This is a genomic window from Microbacterium sp. Root61, from assembly GCF_001427525.1.
Classification (GTDB): Bacteria; Actinomycetota; Actinomycetes; order Actinomycetales; family Microbacteriaceae; genus Microbacterium.
In genome coordinates this window covers 412,996-429,908 of record NZ_LMGU01000001.1, presented here as the reverse complement: position 1 = coordinate 429,908, position 16,913 = coordinate 412,996, and the positions used below count along the sequence as shown (strand labels likewise).

The following is a 16,913-nucleotide window of genomic DNA, read 5'->3' as shown; positions in this document are numbered from 1 at the left end:
CCCGATCCGATACGCATGAATAGGAGTCGGTTCGGCCCTCCGCGCTCGGAGCGGTTCTACACTCGGAATCATGACAACGCCTGTCCAGACCTCGCTTCGAGACATCCCCTTCGCCGCGGCAGACGGGAGTGAGACGACGCTCGCCGATTTCGGCGACAAGGTACTCCTCGTCGTCAACGTGGCCTCGAAGTGCGGGCTCACCCCGCAGTACGAGCAGCTCGAGCAGTTGCAGCGCGAGTACGGTGACCGCGGATTCTCCGTCGTCGGGTTCCCCTGCAACCAGTTCATGGGGCAGGAGCCGGGCTCGATGGACGACATCCTGGAGTACTGCTCGACGACGTGGGGCGTCTCCTTCCCCGTCGTCGACAAGGTGAAGGTCAACGGCGGCAAGGCCGCGCCGCTCTACAAGGCGCTCAAGAAGGCGGAGGATGCCGAGGGCAACCACGGTCCGATCCTGTGGAACTTCGAGAAGTTCGTGCTGACGCCCGAAGGCGTCGTGCACCGGTTCCGCCCGAACGTGAAGCCCGATGACGCCGCGATCGTGCGCGTCATCGAAGAGAGCCTGCCGGCCTGAGCCGGCGTCGGGCGGAACCGCTGCGAGGTCTACGCGACGGGTGACTCCGCGCCTTCGCGGTGCTCGGCCCAGACCTGACGGGCGATCTGCGCGAACGCCTCGGCGGGCTGCGCACCGCTGACGCCGTACTTGCCGTCGACGACGAAGAACGGCACGCCGTTGATGCCGTAGGCGCGCGCCTGATCCTGATCGGCGCGGACCGCGTCGAGGTAGCGACCGCTCTGCAGCGCCTCGCGCGCGGCATCCGCGTCCAGTCCGGCATCGACGGCCAGCTCGACGAGGTCGTCCTCGCGACCGACGTGGCGTCCCTCGGTGAAGTAGGCCGACATCAGACGCTCCGCCAGCTCGAGCTGACGGCCGTTCTCCTTCGCGAAGTGCAGCAGCTCGTGCGCCTTCACGGTGTTCGTGTGCTTGAGCAGGTCGAAGCGATACTCGAGACCCGCTGCCGCGGCGACGCCGGTGACCTGGTCGAGCATCTGCTTGGCCGATTCGGTCGAGATGCCCTTGTGCTGCGCGAGGTACTCGCCCTCGCCGCCGACGAAGTCCACCGGGGTATCCGGCGACAGTTCGAACGAGTGGTACGTCACCTCGATCACGGGGGCGTCCTCGTCGGCCGAGACCTCGGCCAGCCCCTTCTCCAGGTTTCGCTTCCCGATGTAGCACCAGGGGCAGGCGATGTCACTCCACACGTCGATCTTGATGGCATTCGTCATGTCAGGGACAACTCGCGCACCTGCTCGCCATATTCCGCCTCACGGCGGATTCGCCGAAATCGCGTCACCGCCGTGCACCAGCAGCCGGAGTCCGAAAGACCGATACTGATACTTCGCCTCGGGGGCGGCTTCGGCGCCGACCTCAGTGGGTTCCCCCGGCTGCTGGAACGTCACCGCATCGTTGCCGGGATACAGGCGTTTCTCGGTGTCCAGCACGACGGCAGGCAGCGTAGTGAGGTCGGCCGCCAGCGCGCGTGCCTGCGCTCTCGATCGGTCGCCCAGCATTCGGCGATCCGCCCGCGCAGCCCGTGATCAGGACGGCGATGACGACGGGGTTCGCAAGCGCCGGCGGCATCCCGAATGCTCGATGATCCCGCATGTCGCGCCTCCGAACACGACGATCGCTCACCAACGCAGAGCCGCGACCGGTCGCGGTGATTCGTGCGCACGTGGGTCGCGATGCACGGAAAAGTGCCGAGTTCGGCCGAATTCACGGCGGATTATCGGGATTTTCAGGCGAGCGCAACCAAGTTCTCCGTCCTCGGTCTGCGACGATGAGACCCAGAGCTCGGTGTGGGGATGCCGGGCGGGAAAGGGAACTCGTGAGCTCCGCTCTCGTGGGACGTCGGCGTGCGCGCGCGCTGGCGATGCTGACACTGCCGGTCGCGCTGATGCTGCTGGCCGGCTGCGTGCCTGGGCCGGGGGCGAGTGCCGCGACGCCCAGCGCGAGCGCGACGCAGACCCCGACACCGACCCCGACGCCCACACCGACGCTGACTCCCACTCCGACACCGGTCGTCGTCACGGGACCGCTCGATACGCCGTGCTCCGGCCCCAGCACGACGATGTCGGTCTGGGCGCACTACGACGATGACCTGCTCTTCCTGGGCTCACGGATCGGCGATGCCATCCGTGCCGGAGGCTGCGTGCGTACCGTGTTCCTCACCGGCGGCGATGCCGGTCGCGGCATGGACTACGCGAACGGGCGCGAACGGGGCATCATGCGCGCCTACGACGTGATGCGCGGCGCCGCGACGCCGTGGGCCGCGACCGACATCACCCTGGCGACCGGTGCACCCGTCGTGGTCTGGCAGCCGGCGGACGATCCCCGCATCTCGCTGGTCTTCCTGCATCTTCCCGACGGCAACCTCAACGGTCAGGGATTCCCCACCACCGGTGAGGTGAGCCTCGCGAAGCTGGCATCGGACAAGATCCTCACGCTGCCCAACCTGTACGGCAGCGCTCAGCTGAGCTGGTCGCAGATCGTCAGCTCGATCGCCGAGCTGATGACGGACTTCCACCCGACGGCGACGTACACCCATGTACCGGGCGGAGCTCAGAAGTGGGCCAAGGGCGACCACGCCGACCATGCGATCACCGGCGTGATCGGGCGCGCGGCCTGGCAGCAGGCGGGGCTTCCCGCCGAGTCGGTGTCGTACGTCATCGGCTACCAGTCGGCCGGCTACCCGGTCAATGTCACCGGCGAGGAACTCTCCCGCAAGATCGCCGCGTTCCGCTCCTACGCCGCAGACGACAGTGTGGTGGTCGGATGCACCGACGACGCCACCTGCCTCGCGATGCCGCGCTTCGGCCAGTGGCTGCAGCGGCAATACATGCGCAGCGAAGCCGAGCTCTGGGTCGGCTGAGCCGCGTCAGAGGGCGGGCACGTCCACGGCGCCGCCGAAGCGCCGGTCGCGGTCGAGGTACAGCCGGATCGCCTCCCAGAGGTCGACGCGGCTGAAGTCCGGCCACAGCGTGTCCAGGAACACGAACTCGGCGTACGCGGACTCCCACAGCAGGAAGTTCGAGGTGCGCTGCTCACCGCTGGAGCGCACGAACAGGTCCACATCCGGCATGTCCGGCTGATAGAGCCGCTTCCGGATGAGCTTCTCGGTGATGGCCGAGGACCTGAGGCGCCCGGCCGCGATGTCGTCACCGATCGAGCGCATCGCGTCGACGAGCTCGACGCGCCCGCCGTAGTTGACGCACATCGTCAGGGTGAGCACATCGTTGTCGGCGGTCAGCCGTTCGGCGACCTGGAGCTCCTTGATCACCGAGCCCCACAGGCGCGGCTTGCGACCGGACCAGCGGACGCGGACGCCCCACTCGTTGAGCTGATCGCGTCGTCGGTGCAGCACATCCCGGTTGAACCCCATCAGGAAGCGGACCTCGTCGGGCGACCGCGACCAGTTCTCGGTCGAGAAGGCGTAGACCGACAGATGCTTCACACCCGCCTGGATGGCGCCTGCGACCACGTCGAGCAGCGCGGCCTCGCCGGCTTTGTGCCCCTCGACGCGGGTCAGGCCGCGCCGGTTCGCCCATCGGCCGTTGCCGTCCATCACGATTGCGACGTGACCGGGGACCGCGCCCGGCGGGAAGACCGGTGGCGTGATGCCCGTCCAATCGATCGGCCGATAGGGCTCGGCATCCCGATGCGTGAACGGTTTCGGACTCACTGTGCCGCCTCTACGTGCTCGAGCGAACGGATGCCGCGTTCCAGATGCCACTGCGCGTAGGCCGCGATCAGTCCGGATGCCGCGGAGGTCGCACCGCGCGGCGCCGCATCCACGTCGTCCCACTCCCCCGACATCAACGCCGTGAGCAGGCCCGTGGTCGCGCCGTCGATGCGCGCGGACCCGACCGGGGCGCAGTCGTGGCAGATCATGCCGCCCAGCTGCGCGACGAACGCGCTGTGCGGGCCGGGCGCGCCGCAGCGGGCGCATTCGACGAGGCCGGGCGCCCACCCCGAGAGCGCCATCGCGCGGAGCAGATAGGAGTCCAGGATGCTGCGGGAGGCGTGCTCGCCCCGTGCCAGGGCGCGGAGGCCGCCCACCAGCAGCAGGTACTGCTGCGCCGTGGCTTCGGCCTCGTTGAGGCGATCGGCGGCTTCGACCATGGCGCTGGCGGAGGTGTAGCGGTCGTAGTGCACGACGATGTCGGCACCGTAGGAGCCGAGCGACTCGGCCTGCTGCACGATGTCGAGCGAGCGTCCCTCGTAGAGCTGGACATCGGCGACCATGAACGGCTCCAACCGCGACCCGAACCGCGAGGAGGTGCGCCGCACGCCCTTGGCGACCGCCCGGATCTTGCCGTGGCGGCGGCTGAGCATGGTGAGGATGCGATCCGCCTCACCCAGCTTGTGGGTGCGCAGAATCACGACCTCGTCGCGATAAGTGGGCACGATTCCATTATCCGGCGTCGCACCGACGTTCGGGCGCCCGCCGCGCGCGGGCACATGAGTCGAATGGGACATCGTGTACTCTATTCACTATGTCCCATCCGCCGCTCTTGGATCAGTTGATCGCCCTGACGACGATGCTGCAGCAGGACCAGGACCGCGAGTTGAGCGCACTCGGGCTGACCCAGAGTCGCACCCACGCGCTGTGGATCCTGCACCACCGCGGCCCGAGCATGCAGCGGGACATCGCCGATGCGATGGCGGTCACCCCACGTCACGTCACGACCCTGGTCGACGAGCTGGTGGATGCCGGGCTCGTGCTCCGCCGCGAGCACCCGCATGATCGGCGCGCCGTCCTGGTCGGACTGACGGAGCGCGGCATCTCGCTGATGGAGCAGATGGCACTCGACCACGCCCACCTCGACGCCGCGCTGTCCGCAGGCATGACGGCTGCCGAGCGCTCCGCCCTGCAACGCGCGCTGGAGCACGTCACCACTCGCCTGCAAGCCGAGATCGAGGCCGCGCACCCTTCGACCGACAACCTCGCACCATGACGGAAGCAACGGCCGACACGCCGACGACCCTCGACCGGACGCGAAAGCTCGCGCACGCCGCGTGGCGCGCGGAATCGGCGGTCTGGCTCAGCGTGTGGAGGTTCGCCAGCCGCCGGCCGCGCGTGCCGGCAGGAGCCACCGGATTCCGGTATCACTCCCCCATCCTGACGATCCTGATCGTCTTCATCGTGCTGTCCGCGATCGAGATCCCGATCATCGACCTGATCGTCCATCCCTGGCCGTGGGTGAGGATCCCACTTCTGATCCTCGGCATCTGGGGTCTGACCTGGATGCTCGGCCTCCTGCTCGGATTCGTCACCCGCCCGCACTCGGTGGGTCCTGACGGGATTCGCGCCCGCTTCGGCCCCGACATCGATGTCGACCTCCCGTGGTCCGCCGTCGCATCCGTCGAGCGATCGCGCGATATCGCAGAGAAGGCACCCAAGATCCGGGACGAGGCGCATGGCCGCACACTGGCACTGCGCATGCAGAACGAGACGAATATCCTCATCGTGCTCGAGCGACCTGTCACCGCCCGGGTCGCCGGCACCGCCTCGGACATCGACGCCGTGCGACTCTGGGCGGACGATCCCGCAGGATTCCTGTCGGCGGTGCGTACGCACATCCCCTGACTCGCCCCGAGAATAGAGGGGTGGACGAGCCGCTCTTCGTGATCCCCCTCTGGGCCGACCTCATCGCCGTGGGCCTCGGCGGCATCCAGGGCGCCCTGTTCGCGTCCGGGTTCCGCGGTGAGCGGCGACTCGACATGCTCGGCGTCGCGATCATCGGCATCGTGATGGGCATGGGCGGAGGACTCATCCGCGACCTGCTGCTGAACGTGCCGCTGACGACGCTGCAGAGCAATTGGTATCTGCTCACGGCCACGGGCGCAGCGTTGTTCGGGATGCTCCTGGCCGGCGTCTTCCAGCGTCTCAACGCGGTCATCGTCGTCCTCGACGCCGTCGTCATCGGCTTGTTCGGAGCATTCGGCACCAGCAAGGCGCTCGGGCTCGGCATGCCGCTCGTACCCGCAGTCTTCGTCGGCGTCTGCGCCGCGGTCGGCGGCGGCATCCTGCGCGATGTGATGATGGGGCTCCCGGTCGCCATCATGCACGTCGGCTCGCTCTACGCGGTCGCGGCGGGAGCGGGATGCCTCGTCCTGGCCGGCAGCCACACACTCGGTCTCCCGCTCGTCGCGGCGGCGATCATCGGTGCGAGCGTCACCGCCGTCATCCGCATCCTCGCCGTCATCTTCGACCTGTCCCTGCCCGAGCAGCGGATGCTGTACCGGCGCAAGGTGGCCGCCGAAACCACGGCGATTCCGATCATCAAGACCTGACCGCGCGAGCGTTACGCTCTGACCATGACGCGCGACCGCAACACCCGCCTGCGACGTGAGGCGTGGGGCTTCGCGGTCGGATCGATCCTCTTCGCCCTCGGCGCCGTTCCGTTCTACGCACAGGCGGTGGGCACCGTCGTGCAGAACCTGACGTTCTTCGTGGGCGCGATCTTCTTCACCCTGGCGGCGTTCGTCCAGCTGGTGCTGAGCGGACGGCGTCCGCCGCGCCGCGGCGCCGATCGCGCGACTCTCGCCGACTGGTGGGCGGCCGCGGTGCAGTTCGTCGGCACGCTGTTCTTCAACATCAGCACGACGGAAGCGCTCATCACCGCGATGAACGAGGACGCCCGCGTGGGCAGCGGGTGGCGCCCCGACGCCATCGGCTCGATCTGCTTCCTCGTGGCCAGCGCCCTCGCCGTGGTCGCCACGACCGAACGCGACCGACTGTGGGACCCGTCCGCGCGCACATGGAGATGCAGCTGGCTCAACATGGCCGGATCGGTCTTCTTCGGGGCATCCGCCATCGGCGCGTACGTGGTGCCCGAGACCTCGGACCTGGTCAGCCTGTTCTGGGCGAACGCGGGCACGTTCCTCGGGGCGCTCTGCTTCCTCGCGGCCGCATTGCTGAGTCGGCGCGACATCCCGCAGGATGCCGCGCCGACTGCTGCAACGATTTAGACCGAGGCGAGGCTGCCGGCGCGCTCGCGCGTGCGGATCGCACGGTTCACGCCCGACACGATCGCCTTGAGCGACGCGGTCGAGATGTCGCCGTCGATGCCGACGCCCCACAGGCGCTCACCGTCGACCTGCAGCTCGACGTAGGCGGCCGCCTGCGCGTCGCCACCGGCGCTGAGGGCGTGCTCGACGTAGTCGTACACCGCGACGTCGAAGCCGTGCTGGCGCAGGATCTCCAGGAACGCGGCGACCGGTCCGTTGCCGTTGCCGGTTGCCGCGGCCGTCGTCTCGCCGTCACGCAGGGTGACATCGAGCTGGACGTCGCCGGACATGTCGCTCGTGCTGCGCGTGGACAGCAGCTCGAAGCGGCCCCAGCGGTCCTCTTCGACATCGGACGGCAGGTACTCGTCGGTGAAGATCGCCCAGATCTGGTCGCTCGAGACCTCGCCGCCCTCGGCATCCGTCTTGGCCTGCACGACGCCGGAGAAGTCGATCTGCAGGCGGCGCGGCAGATCGAGCGCGTGGTCCGCCTTCAGCAGGTACGCGACACCGCCCTTGCCGGACTGCGAGTTGACGCGGATGACGGCCTCGTACGAGCGACCCAGGTCCTTCGGGTCGATCGGCAGGTAGGGCACGCCCCACGCGATCTCGTCGACCGTGACACCCTCGGCGGCCGCGCGGGCCTCCATGGCCTCGAAGCCCTTCTTGATGGCGTCCTGGTGCGAACCGCTGAACGCGGTGAAGACCAGGTCGCCGGCCCACGGGCTGCGCTCGTGCACCGGCAGCTGGTTGCAGTACTCCGCCGTGCGCTTGACGTGATCGATGTCGCTGAAGTCGATCTGCGGGTCGACGCCCTGCGTCAGCATGTTGATGCCCAGCGCGACCAGGTCGACGTTGCCGGTGCGCTCACCGTTGCCGAAGAGGCATCCCTCGATGCGATCCGCGCCGGCCATGTAGCCGAGCTCGGCCGCAGCGATCGCGGTGCCGCGGTCGTTGTGCGGGTGCAGCGAGATGATGACGTTCTCGCGGTGGTTGAGGTGACGCGACATCCACTCGATCGAGTCGGCGTAGACGTTCGGGGTCGACATCTCGACCGTCGAAGGCAGGTTCAGGATGACCTTGCGCTCCGCGGTCGGGACGAAGATCTCCATGACCTTGTTGCACACCTCGGCGGCGAACTCGAGCTCGGTGCCGGTGTAGCTCTCGGGCGAGTACTCGTAGTAGATCGCGGTCTCGGGGACCGTCTCCTCGTACTGCTTGCACCAGCGCGCGCCCTGCACGGCGATGTCGATGATCCCCTGCTTGTCGGTGCGGAACACCACATCGCGCTGCAGCACGCTCGTCGAGTTGTACAGGTGCACGATCGCCTGCTTCGCACCCTTGACGGACTCGAAGGTGCGGGCGATGAGCTCTTCGCGGGCCTGGGTCAGCACCTGGATGGTGACGTCGTCCGGAATCGCGTTCTCTTCGATCAGGTGCCGCACGAAGTCGAAGTCCGTCTGGCTCGCCGACGGGAAGCCGACCTCGATCTCCTTGTAGCCCATGCTCACGAGCAGATCGAACATGATCCGCTTGCGCTCCGGGCTCATCGGGTCGATGAGTGCCTGGTTGCCGTCACGCAGGTCTACCGCGCACCAGCGCGGGGCCTTCGTGATGCGGGCGTCCGGCCAGGTGCGGTCGGGCAGTGAGACGGTGAGCTGCTCGTGGTACGGCCGGTACTTGTGGATCGGCATACCGGAGGGCTTCTGGGTGTTCTCCATGATGGTTTCGCTTCTGTGTCTTCGGTGGAATCACCGGAAATGGGCGGGCCAAACACGAAGCTCCGCGACGAGGAAGGCCCTAGAACGAGGTCTCGTCGCGGCGGCTAAGGAGAAGCGAACCCGCGCGCATGCATTCAGAGTACACCCGACACCGAGACGATCGCGTCACGAGCGACACTTCACGGGTATGAGGCCACACCGTTCCGTCGCGACCGCTGCCGCCGCCGGCATGATCCTTGCGCTGCTCGCCGGGTGCGCGACACCCGCGGCATCCGCTCCGTCCTCCGGCGCCCCACTCGGCGCCGCGTGGCCCGCGCCACCGGAGGGCGAGGTCATCGCGACGGGCACGGTGATGGATGTCGACGGCGCCGTCGAGCTCTGCCTCGGACCGATCATGGAGTCCTACCCGCCGCAGTGCGACGGCATTCCGCTGTCCGGCTGGGCCTGGGACGGCGTCGAGGGCAGCGAGACCTCGGGCGCGACGACTTGGGGTGCCTACGCGGTCTATGGGACGTACGACGGCGAGACCTTCACGAACACGCGACCGCCGATCATGCTGGCGCTGTTCGATCCGATCGCGCGGGAGGACCCCACCGGCGGCGTGCCGGGTGCGTCGAATGACGCGACGCTGACCGCCATCGCGGACGAGCTCCCCGCACAGCTCGGCGCCGGCTACCTGACCTCGTCGCCGCAGAACGGATACCTGTGGGTCTCCGTCCTGTGGGACGACGGCACGTGGCAGGACGCCGTCGACGCCGAGTACGGCCCGGGTGTCGTGGTCATCAGCTCGGCGATATGGCCGTTCGAATAGCACGCAGATCCACCGAGACTGCATGGGGAGGGCGAGACAGCGGGTATCGACCGCAGTCTCGCCGCTCCGTTGCAGTCTCGCGGTGCCGTGGCCGGCGGACGAACCTAGAACCCGAGGCGGCCGAGCTGCTTCGGGTCGCGCTGCCATTCCTTCGCCACGCGGACGTGCAGCGACAGGAACACTCGGGTGCCCACGAGCGGCTCGATTCCCGCGCGGGCGCGCTTGCCCACGTCGGCCAGGCGCGATCCCTTGTGGCCGATGATGATGGCCTTCTGGCTGTCCCGTTCGACCACGATGTTCGCGAAGATGTCGGTGAGGTCGGAGTTCTCGCGCGGGCGCATGTCCTCGATCGTGACGGCGATGGAGTGCGGCAGCTCGTCGCGCACGCCCTCCAGAGCCGCCTCGCGGATGATCTCGGCGACGCGGTCCTCGATCGACTCGTCGGTGACGACGCCCTCTTCGTACAGCGCGGGGCCCTCCGGCATGAGCGACAGGAGCTCGTCGGTGAGGATGTCCAGCTGATCGTTCGTCAACGCGGACAGCGGGATGACGGCGGCCCAGTCCTCGCGGAGGGCATCGACCTCCATCAGTCGCTCCGTGATCTGGTCACGGGACGCGGCATCCGTCTTGGTGACGATCGCGACCTTCTTCGCACGGCGATACCCGTCGAGCGACTCCGCGATGCGGCGATCGCCGGGGCCCACCTTCTCGGTGGCCGGCACGCAGAACCCGATCACATCGACGTCGCCGAGCACCTGGTCGACGAGGCTGTTGAGCCGCTCGCCGAGGAGGGTGCGGGGCTTGTGGATGCCAGGGGTGTCGACGATCACGAGCTGACCGGCAGGACGGTTCACGATGCCGCGGATGGCGCGGCGCGTGGTCTGCGGCTTGTCGCTCGTGATGGCGACCTTCTCCCCCACGAGGGCGTTGGTCAGCGTGGACTTGCCGACGTTCGGGCGTCCGACGAACGTCACGAAGCCCGATCGCTTCTCAGCATCGTCGATCGGATGCTCGTTCAATTTTGCATGAGGATCTGTTGGCCTTTGATCAAGGGGTAATCAGCCAGTGTACTTCCGTCGAGGTCTTCCTTATGCATGTCGACGCCCGTGACCTGGCTGTTCTCGTAGGTCGTGTAGTAGTAGATCCCCTTGTCCGTGTTGCAGCACGAGGAGTAGATCGTGATCTCATACTTGTCGTCGCCGACGTTCGCACATCCGCGCTGCTGCGCGACGGACCCGAGGATCTGGAAGAACTGGCTGATCGACTCCGACTCGGAGTCGCCCGATATCGAATTCATCTTGGTGAATGCGACCTTTGCGAAGCGGGACGCTGACGACAGATCACCCGGGAGACCGATCGCGCCCATCCCCCTGCTGTAGATGTCCAGATCCAATTTGTCCGAGAAGTTGTTCACTGGCGCGTACCTCGACAGGTGCATGTAGTTGTTCAGACCGAACGACTGAATGTCGAAAGTCGGGTTGTTGGTGAGTACTCCCACCGGATTGTCGTAGACCTTGAGCCCCTCTTTCACGGACTCGACGGTGATGGACTGGTCCCTGTCGGAGATGATCCAGTGCAGCGGAGACAGCGGGAATGCCTTGCTGAACGAGATGTTCACCAGGCTCATGCCGACCAGAGCCGCCTTCACCTCGTCGACGGTTTCGTACTGCCCCAGAATCCAGGGGATGAGCTCGAACGGCGTGATGTTGGTCTTGTCCGCGGCTTCGGGCTTGTAGTCGGCGTTCTCGGGGAAATTGAGCCCAGCCATGCTGAGGCCCTTTTCATTGGTCGCGTCGTAGTAGAGCGGATAGCCCTCCGAGATCGTCGCCATGCCGATGATCGCGTGGTGTGTGGTCATCGTCGGAGCCTTGCGGAATTCGAACGGGAAGTTGCGCGGCGTGACGGTGACCGTCTCGTTGTAGGAGAACTCCAGGTCGAGATTGCGACCGAAGTAGTGATCCTTGGTGGTGTAGTTGGCGCCAGTGCACATTGGTGTGTCTCCCATTTCTTCTGATCTGCATCATCTGGTCGGGAAGAGACCGTTGTGCCGTTTCATCCGTCGGCAGCGGGCCCCCGTCATGCCTATCGCGGATCGCAATACGACACCAGTACCCCACCGGTCCTGGCGCGGGGGTTCAGGAGGACCGGGAGCCGCCCGCGTCTCCAGCGCCCCTCTTGTGCAGGCGGATCTCGCCCGTGCGTGGCGTGCGGCCGCCGAAGGCATCCTCGGCCGCTTCGAGTGATTCGGCGCGTTCGACGATGACCGCGGAGATGCCACGGCCGCGACCGAGCGAGGCGCCCCCCGTCATCACCAGACCCGCATACGCGGCACTGGACCCGGGTTGCGGGACGCGTCCGAGAGCCTTGCCGAGCAGACCGCCGATCGAGTCCACGTCCTCGTCGTCCAGCTCGATGCCGAACAGATCGCCGACCTCGTCGAGGGCGAGACGTGCGCTGACGCGGTACTTCCCCGGTTCGATCTCGGCGAACCCGTCGACGCGAGCGTCGTACTCGTCGGCGATCTCGCCGACGAGCTCTTCGATGAGGTCTTCGAGTGTGACCAGGCCGGAGACGCCGCCGTACTCGTCCACGACGAGGCAGACGTGGACGGCGTCGCGCTTCATCTGCTGCAGCAGCGACTCGGCCTTCATCGACTCGGGAACGAAGACCGCGGGGCGCGCGATGCGCGTGATCGGCGCATCCCGCCATCCCGCCTCATCGCTGAAGCCGAACTGCACGAGGTCTTTGAGGTACAGCATCCCGACGACGTCGTCCGCGTCGTCGTCGACGATCGGGATGCGCGAGACGCCCTTCTCGAGGAAGATCGTCATCGCCTCACGGGTCGATGCCGAGGCATCCACCGTGACCATGTCGGTGCGGGGCACCATGACGGCGCGCACGAACGTGTCGGTGAAGTCGAACACCGAGTGGATCAGTTCGCGGTCGTCCTCCTCGATGAGGTCCTGCGAGGCAGCCTCGTCGACCATGCTGAGCAGCTGCTCCTCCGAGGCGAACGACGCGTTGCGCGCCACACCCGGTGTGACGCGGTTGCCCAGCGCGACGAGCCCGTGCGCGAGCGGGCCGAGCAGGATCCGCACGAAGCGCACGATCGGCGCGGCGCCGCGGAGAAGTCCCTTGGCGTGCTGACGCCCGACGGTGCGCGGACTCGCGCCGACCACGACGAACGAGATGCCCGACATCAGGATCGCGGCGGCGAGCATCGCCCACCAGATGTTCTCGAAGATCAACGTGAAGGCGACCGTCACCAGCACTGCCGCCGCGGTCTCGGCGAGGATGCGGATGAACACGACGGCGTTCTCGTGCGCGTCCGGATCGACCGCGATCTTGCGCAGCGACTGTGCATTGCGACCGGTCATCCCGAGCTCCACCAGGTCGGCGCGGGAGGTGACCCCGAGCGCCGAGTCCAGCGCGGCCATGAGCGCTCCGAACGCGACCAGGAGGACGGCCGCGACGAGCAGGAGGAAAGGGGTCATGCGCGGGGTCGTCGACGTTCGGAATGCTGGAACCCGATGATGAGGTCCTTCTGCAGTCCGAACATCTCACGTTCCTCGGCCGGTTCGGCGTGGTCGAAGCCGAGCAGGTGCAGCAGTCCGTGCGTGGTGAGCATGACCAGCTCGTCCATCGTCGAGTGCTGGGCGGCGACCGCCTGCGTCTCGGCGACCTGCGGGCACAGCACGATGTCGCCGAGGAGGCCGGCCGGGGTCGGCATCTCCTCGGTGCCCGGGCGCAGCTCATCCATCGGGAAGCTCAGGACGTCGGTCGGCCCCGGCTCATCCATCCACTGCACGTGGAGAGCCTCCATCGCGCCCTCGTCGACGAGCACGATGGCCACGTCGGCGTCTGGACTGACGTGCAGCTCCGCGAGGTTGTGCTCCATCAGTCGCAGCAGCACCGTCTCATCGACGGGGATGCCGGACTCGTTGTTGATCTCGATCGTCATGAGTGTCCCCGTTTCGGAAGATGGTCCCGTGGTCCGCCGGTGCGCGATCCGCCGCGTCGCTCGGTGCGGGCGGCGAATGCGGCTGCCTCCTCCCGCTCCCGGCGGGAGGCCATGCGCTGTTCGTCGAACTCGGTGTAGGCGTCGACGATACGGCCGACGAGCGTGTGCCGCACCACATCGGCGCTGGTCAGGTAGGAGAAGTGGATGTCCTCGATGTCGGACAGGACCCGCGTCACCAGGCGCAGACCGGACGTCCCCTGCGGCAGGTCGACCTGGGTGATGTCACCCGTGATCACCATGCGCGTGCCGAACCCCAGACGTGTGAGGAACATCTTCATCTGCTCGGGCGTGGTGTTCTGCGCCTCGTCGAGGACGACGAACGAATCGTTGAGCGTGCGTCCGCGCATATATGCGAGCGGCGCCACCTCGATCGTGCCGCTCGCCATGAGCTTGGGCACGATCTCCGGGTCGATCATCTCGTTGAGCGCGTCATAGAGCGGACGCAGGTACGGGTCAATCTTGTCGTTGAGCGTGCCGGGCAGGAACCCGAGCCGCTCCCCCGCCTCCACGGCGGGGCGGGTCAGGATGATGCGACTGACCTCTTTGCGCTGCAGCGCCTGCACGGCCTTGGCCATCGCGAGATACGTCTTGCCGGTACCGGCGGGACCGATGCCGAACACGATCGTGTTCTCCTCGATCGCGTCGACGTACGCCTTCTGGCCCAGGGTCTTGGGCCGGATGACCTTGCCGCGCGAGGAGAGGATCGCCTCGCCGAGCACTTCGGAAGGCCGCGGTCCACCGTCCGAGCGCAGGATCTGGCTGGAGGAGGTGACATCCGCGGGGAACAGGTCGTGTCCGGCGCGCGTCATCGCGAGGAGCTCGTCGACGAGCGATCGGGCCGAGGCGACCGCGGCCGCCTCCCCCGTGAGCGTGATCTCGTTGCCCCGCACGTGCACGTCGACGTCGGGGTGCTCGCGCTCCACGACGCGCAGCAGCCGGTCCTGCGGACCGAGCAGCTGCACCATGGCGACGCCGTCGGCATAGACCCGCTGGACCGTGCGGTCCGGGTCGTCATCGTCGGCAGGACGGGAATCGAAAGGTTCAGCCACCAAGGCTCGTTTCGTCGAGGCCGCCCGAGAGAACGTGGGCGTGGACATGGAAGACGGTCTGACCGGAGCCGGCTCCGGTGTTGAAGATCAGGCGGAAGTCGCCGTCGGAGCGCTCCGCGGCGAGGTTCTGTGCCACCTCGACCATCTCGGCCATCAGGGCGGTGTCGCCGGCGGCGAGCTCGACGACGTTGCGGTACTCCTGCGTCTTCGGGATGACGAGCAGGTGCACGGGCGCCTTCGGGGCGATGTCGCGGATGGCGAAGACGTTGTCGGTCTCGGCGACGATCTCGCCAGGGATCTCTCCCTGAAGGATGCGGGTGAAGATCGTCGATTCGCTCATGCCCTCAGTCTATCGAGGCACCCCTCACCAGCGCCCGAGTGCGGCACTGAGCAGCGCGATCGCGGCCGGACCCGCGGTCGAGGTGCGCAGCACCTCGTGCCCGAGCCGCACCTGCGTCGCGCCCGCCCGGGTCAGGGCATCGAGCTCCTCGGATGCGATGCCGCCTTCCGGGCCCACCACGAGCAGGATGTCGCGATCATCGGTCGCATCCGCGCTCCACGCCGTCAGAGCCTGAGGCGCGGTCGGCTCCAGCAGCAGCACCCGCGCGGTCACGGCGCGGGCGGCGAGCTGCGCCGTGCTGGACAGGTCGGTCACCTCGGGGATCCACGGGCGGTGCGCCTGCTTGCCCGCCTCGCGCACGATGGTCGCCCAGCGCGCGCGACCCTTCACGGCCTTCGTGGCGTCCCACCGCGACACGCTGCGGGCGGCCTGCCACGGCACGATCTCGTCGATCCCGAGCTCGGTCGCGGCCTGCACCGCGAGTTCGTCGCGGTCGCCCTTCGCGAGCGCCTGCACCAGCACGAGGCGCGGACGCGGTGCGGCGGCATCCGTCCGTGCCGTGATCCGCACCACCACCTCGCGCGGACTCACGGTCTCGCAGACCCCGCTCAGCCAGGCACCTCGGCCGTCGCCGACCGAGACCTCCTCGCCGACGCGCACGCGACGCACGGCGGCGGCATGGTGCGCCTCGGCGCCGGTCAGCATGACCGCGTCGCCCGCGTGCGCGGACGTCGGTTCGTCGAGGAGGAAGTGCAGCGCCATCGGATCAGCTGTTGCGGAAGCGGTCGCGCAGCTTCGCGAAGAGTCCCTGGTGGAACTCGGCGAGGTGCGGCGGCGGGGACTTCGTCTTCTTGGCGAACTCCTCGATGAGGGCTCGCTCCTTCGCGTCGAGGCGCGTCGGGGTCACCACGTGCACGCCCACGCGCAGATCGCCGCGCTGGGTGCCGCGCAGCGGCGTGATGCCGCGACCCTTGATCGTGAGCACGTCGCCGGCCTGGACGCCGGGGCGCACCTCGAGGTCCACGGGTCCGTCGAGCGACTCGATGGTCGTCGTCGTTCCGAGGATCGCGTCGGGCATCGACACCTCGAGCGTCGCGAGCAGGTCATCGCCGTCGCGGCTGAAGGTCTCGTGCGGGTTGACGGTGACCTCGAGGTACAGGTCGCCGTTCGGGCCGCCGGCGGGGCCGACCTCGCCCGAGCCGGGCAACTGCAGGCGCAGTCCGGTCTCGACGCCGGCCGGGATGTCGAGCGAGACGGTGCGGCGGGCGCGGACCCGGCCCTGCCCCTGGCACGTGGCGCAGGGGTACGGGATGGTCGTGCCGTAGCCCTGGCAGATGTTGCACGGGGCGCTGGTCACGACGTTGCCGAGGAGGCTGCGCACAGTGCGCTGCACCTGGCCGGAGCCGTGGCAGATGTCGCACGTCACCGGGGAGGTGCCGGTCTGGCAGCACGAGCCCTCGCACGTCTCGCAGAGCACGGCCGTGTCGACCTCGAGGTCGCGGTGCGCGCCGAACACTACATCGCCGAGGTCGAGGGTGACCCGCACCAGGGCGTCCTGGCCGCGTTCGCGTCGCGAGCGCGGACGGCCGGCGCGCTGGCCGCCCTGCGCGCCGAAGAACGTCTCGAAGATGTCGCCGAAGCCGCTGAACCCGCCGGCGCCCCCGCCGAACGCGGAGTCGCCGCCCATGTCGTAACGCCGGCGCTGCTCGGTGTCGCTGAGCACGTCGTACGCGTGCGTGACGAGCTTGAAGCGCTCGGAGGCGTCTTCGCCCGGGTTCACATCGGGGTGGAGTTCTCGGGCGAGACGGCGGTACGCCTTCTTGATCTCATCCAGAGTCGCTTCGCGCGACACACCGAGAACCTCGTAGTGGTCAGCCACATTCGCCTTCCTGCCGCGTC

20 protein-coding genes are annotated in these 16,913 nt (G+C 67.8%); 7 read left to right on the top strand and 13 right to left on the bottom strand.

Translation table 11 applies throughout. The features are described from left to right. Positions 1-70: 70 nt before the first annotated feature. Complete coding sequence (locus ASD65_RS02125; RefSeq protein WP_056217791.1) at positions 71-574, top strand: glutathione peroxidase; 504 nt, start codon at positions 71-73, stop codon at positions 572-574. A gap of 29 nt (positions 575-603) precedes the next feature. Here the strand turns inward: ASD65_RS02125 and ASD65_RS02120 are convergent, their stop codons facing one another. Both ASD65_RS02120 and ASD65_RS02115 read right to left on the bottom strand, forming a co-directional pair. Continuing rightward, positions 604-1,287 carry a DsbA family oxidoreductase gene (locus ASD65_RS02120; protein WP_056217789.1) on the bottom strand — a complete coding sequence of 228 codons (684 nt, stop codon included), beginning with the start codon at positions 1,285-1,287 and terminating at the stop codon, positions 604-606. Positions 1,288-1,326: 39 nt separating this feature from the next. Beyond that, complete coding sequence (locus ASD65_RS02115) at positions 1,327-1,572, bottom strand: hypothetical protein (protein ID WP_056217786.1); 246 nt, start codon at positions 1,570-1,572, stop codon at positions 1,327-1,329. Positions 1,573-1,889: 317 nt separating this feature from the next. Between ASD65_RS02115 and ASD65_RS02110 the strand changes: the two genes are divergently transcribed. Then, positions 1,890-2,933: a PIG-L deacetylase family protein gene (locus tag ASD65_RS02110; RefSeq protein WP_056217784.1), complete on the top strand. Its 1,044-nt coding sequence runs from the start codon at positions 1,890-1,892 to the stop codon at positions 2,931-2,933. A 6-nt stretch (positions 2,934-2,939) separates the two neighbouring features. On the opposite strand, the gene ASD65_RS02105 is transcribed toward ASD65_RS02110, so the two are convergent. Further along, complete coding sequence (locus ASD65_RS02105; protein ID WP_056217782.1) at positions 2,940-3,743, bottom strand: isoprenyl transferase; 804 nt, start codon at positions 3,741-3,743, stop codon at positions 2,940-2,942. Beyond that, entirely contained in the window at positions 3,740-4,468 is a 729-nt protein-coding gene (recO, locus tag ASD65_RS02100; protein WP_056217775.1) for a DNA repair protein RecO, read from the bottom strand. The genes ASD65_RS02105 and recO overlap by 4 nt, the downstream gene beginning before the upstream one ends. An 89-nt stretch (positions 4,469-4,557) precedes the next feature. Between recO and ASD65_RS02095 the strand changes: the two genes are divergently transcribed. From ASD65_RS02095 to ASD65_RS02080, 4 genes are read left to right on the top strand one after another with little or no spacing between them, the layout of a single operon-like run. Then, positions 4,558-5,019: a MarR family winged helix-turn-helix transcriptional regulator gene (locus tag ASD65_RS02095; protein WP_056217772.1), complete on the top strand. Its 462-nt coding sequence runs from the start codon at positions 4,558-4,560 to the stop codon at positions 5,017-5,019. Beyond that, entirely contained in the window at positions 5,016-5,651 is a 636-nt protein-coding gene (locus ASD65_RS02090) for a hypothetical protein (protein WP_056217769.1), read from the top strand. Before ASD65_RS02095 ends, ASD65_RS02090 begins: the two co-directional genes overlap by 4 nt. 20 nt (positions 5,652-5,671) lie before the next feature. After that, positions 5,672-6,358 (top strand): trimeric intracellular cation channel family protein, encoded by a 687-nt coding sequence (locus tag ASD65_RS02085; protein ID WP_056217766.1) that lies wholly within the window; start codon positions 5,672-5,674, stop codon positions 6,356-6,358. 24 nt (positions 6,359-6,382) lie between these two features. Next, positions 6,383-7,036 carry a YrhK family protein gene (locus ASD65_RS02080; protein ID WP_056217763.1) on the top strand — a complete coding sequence of 218 codons (654 nt, stop codon included), beginning with the start codon at positions 6,383-6,385 and terminating at the stop codon, positions 7,034-7,036. Here ASD65_RS02080 and leuA read toward each other — a convergent pair. Beyond that, positions 7,033-8,793, bottom strand: a complete 1,761-nt coding sequence (gene leuA / locus ASD65_RS02075) for a 2-isopropylmalate synthase (protein WP_056217760.1) — start codon at positions 8,791-8,793, stop codon at positions 7,033-7,035. The two genes, ASD65_RS02080 and leuA, sit on opposite strands and share 4 nt — an antisense overlap. A 187-nt stretch (positions 8,794-8,980) precedes the next feature. Here leuA and ASD65_RS02070 point away from each other — a divergent pair, with 187 nt between their 5' ends. Next, complete coding sequence (locus ASD65_RS02070) at positions 8,981-9,604, top strand: hypothetical protein (RefSeq protein ID WP_056217757.1); 624 nt, start codon at positions 8,981-8,983, stop codon at positions 9,602-9,604. 104 nt (positions 9,605-9,708) lie between these two features. Here the strand turns inward: ASD65_RS02070 and era are convergent, their stop codons facing one another. The 8 genes from era to dnaJ form a co-directional block, all read right to left on the bottom strand. Continuing rightward, positions 9,709-10,623 (bottom strand): GTPase Era, encoded by a 915-nt coding sequence (era, locus tag ASD65_RS02065; protein ID WP_235566581.1) that lies wholly within the window; start codon positions 10,621-10,623, stop codon positions 9,709-9,711. Then, positions 10,620-11,594: a choloylglycine hydrolase gene (bsh, locus tag ASD65_RS02060; protein WP_056217754.1), complete on the bottom strand. Its 975-nt coding sequence runs from the start codon at positions 11,592-11,594 to the stop codon at positions 10,620-10,622. Before bsh ends, era begins: the two co-directional genes overlap by 4 nt. 145 nt (positions 11,595-11,739) lie before the next feature. Then, positions 11,740-13,098: a hemolysin family protein gene (locus ASD65_RS02055; RefSeq protein WP_056217751.1), complete on the bottom strand. Its 1,359-nt coding sequence runs from the start codon at positions 13,096-13,098 to the stop codon at positions 11,740-11,742. Next, positions 13,095-13,565: an rRNA maturation RNase YbeY gene (ybeY, locus tag ASD65_RS02050; protein WP_056217748.1), complete on the bottom strand. Its 471-nt coding sequence runs from the start codon at positions 13,563-13,565 to the stop codon at positions 13,095-13,097. The genes ASD65_RS02055 and ybeY overlap by 4 nt, the downstream gene beginning before the upstream one ends. Next, positions 13,562-14,590 (bottom strand): PhoH family protein, encoded by a 1,029-nt coding sequence (locus tag ASD65_RS02045; protein ID WP_235566754.1) that lies wholly within the window; start codon positions 14,588-14,590, stop codon positions 13,562-13,564. The genes ybeY and ASD65_RS02045 overlap by 4 nt, the downstream gene beginning before the upstream one ends. A gap of 76 nt (positions 14,591-14,666) precedes the next feature. Continuing rightward, complete coding sequence (locus ASD65_RS02040) at positions 14,667-15,014, bottom strand: HIT domain-containing protein (protein WP_056217738.1); 348 nt, start codon at positions 15,012-15,014, stop codon at positions 14,667-14,669. Between the two features lie 24 nt (positions 15,015-15,038). Next, positions 15,039-15,776 (bottom strand): 16S rRNA (uracil(1498)-N(3))-methyltransferase, encoded by a 738-nt coding sequence (locus ASD65_RS02035; protein WP_056217735.1) that lies wholly within the window; start codon positions 15,774-15,776, stop codon positions 15,039-15,041. Positions 15,777-15,780: 4 nt separating this feature from the next. Then, a complete protein-coding gene (gene dnaJ, locus ASD65_RS02030; RefSeq protein ID WP_056217731.1) occupies positions 15,781-16,893 on the bottom strand; it encodes a molecular chaperone DnaJ in 1,113 nt (370 codons plus the stop codon). Between the last annotated feature and the right edge of the window lie 20 nt (positions 16,894-16,913).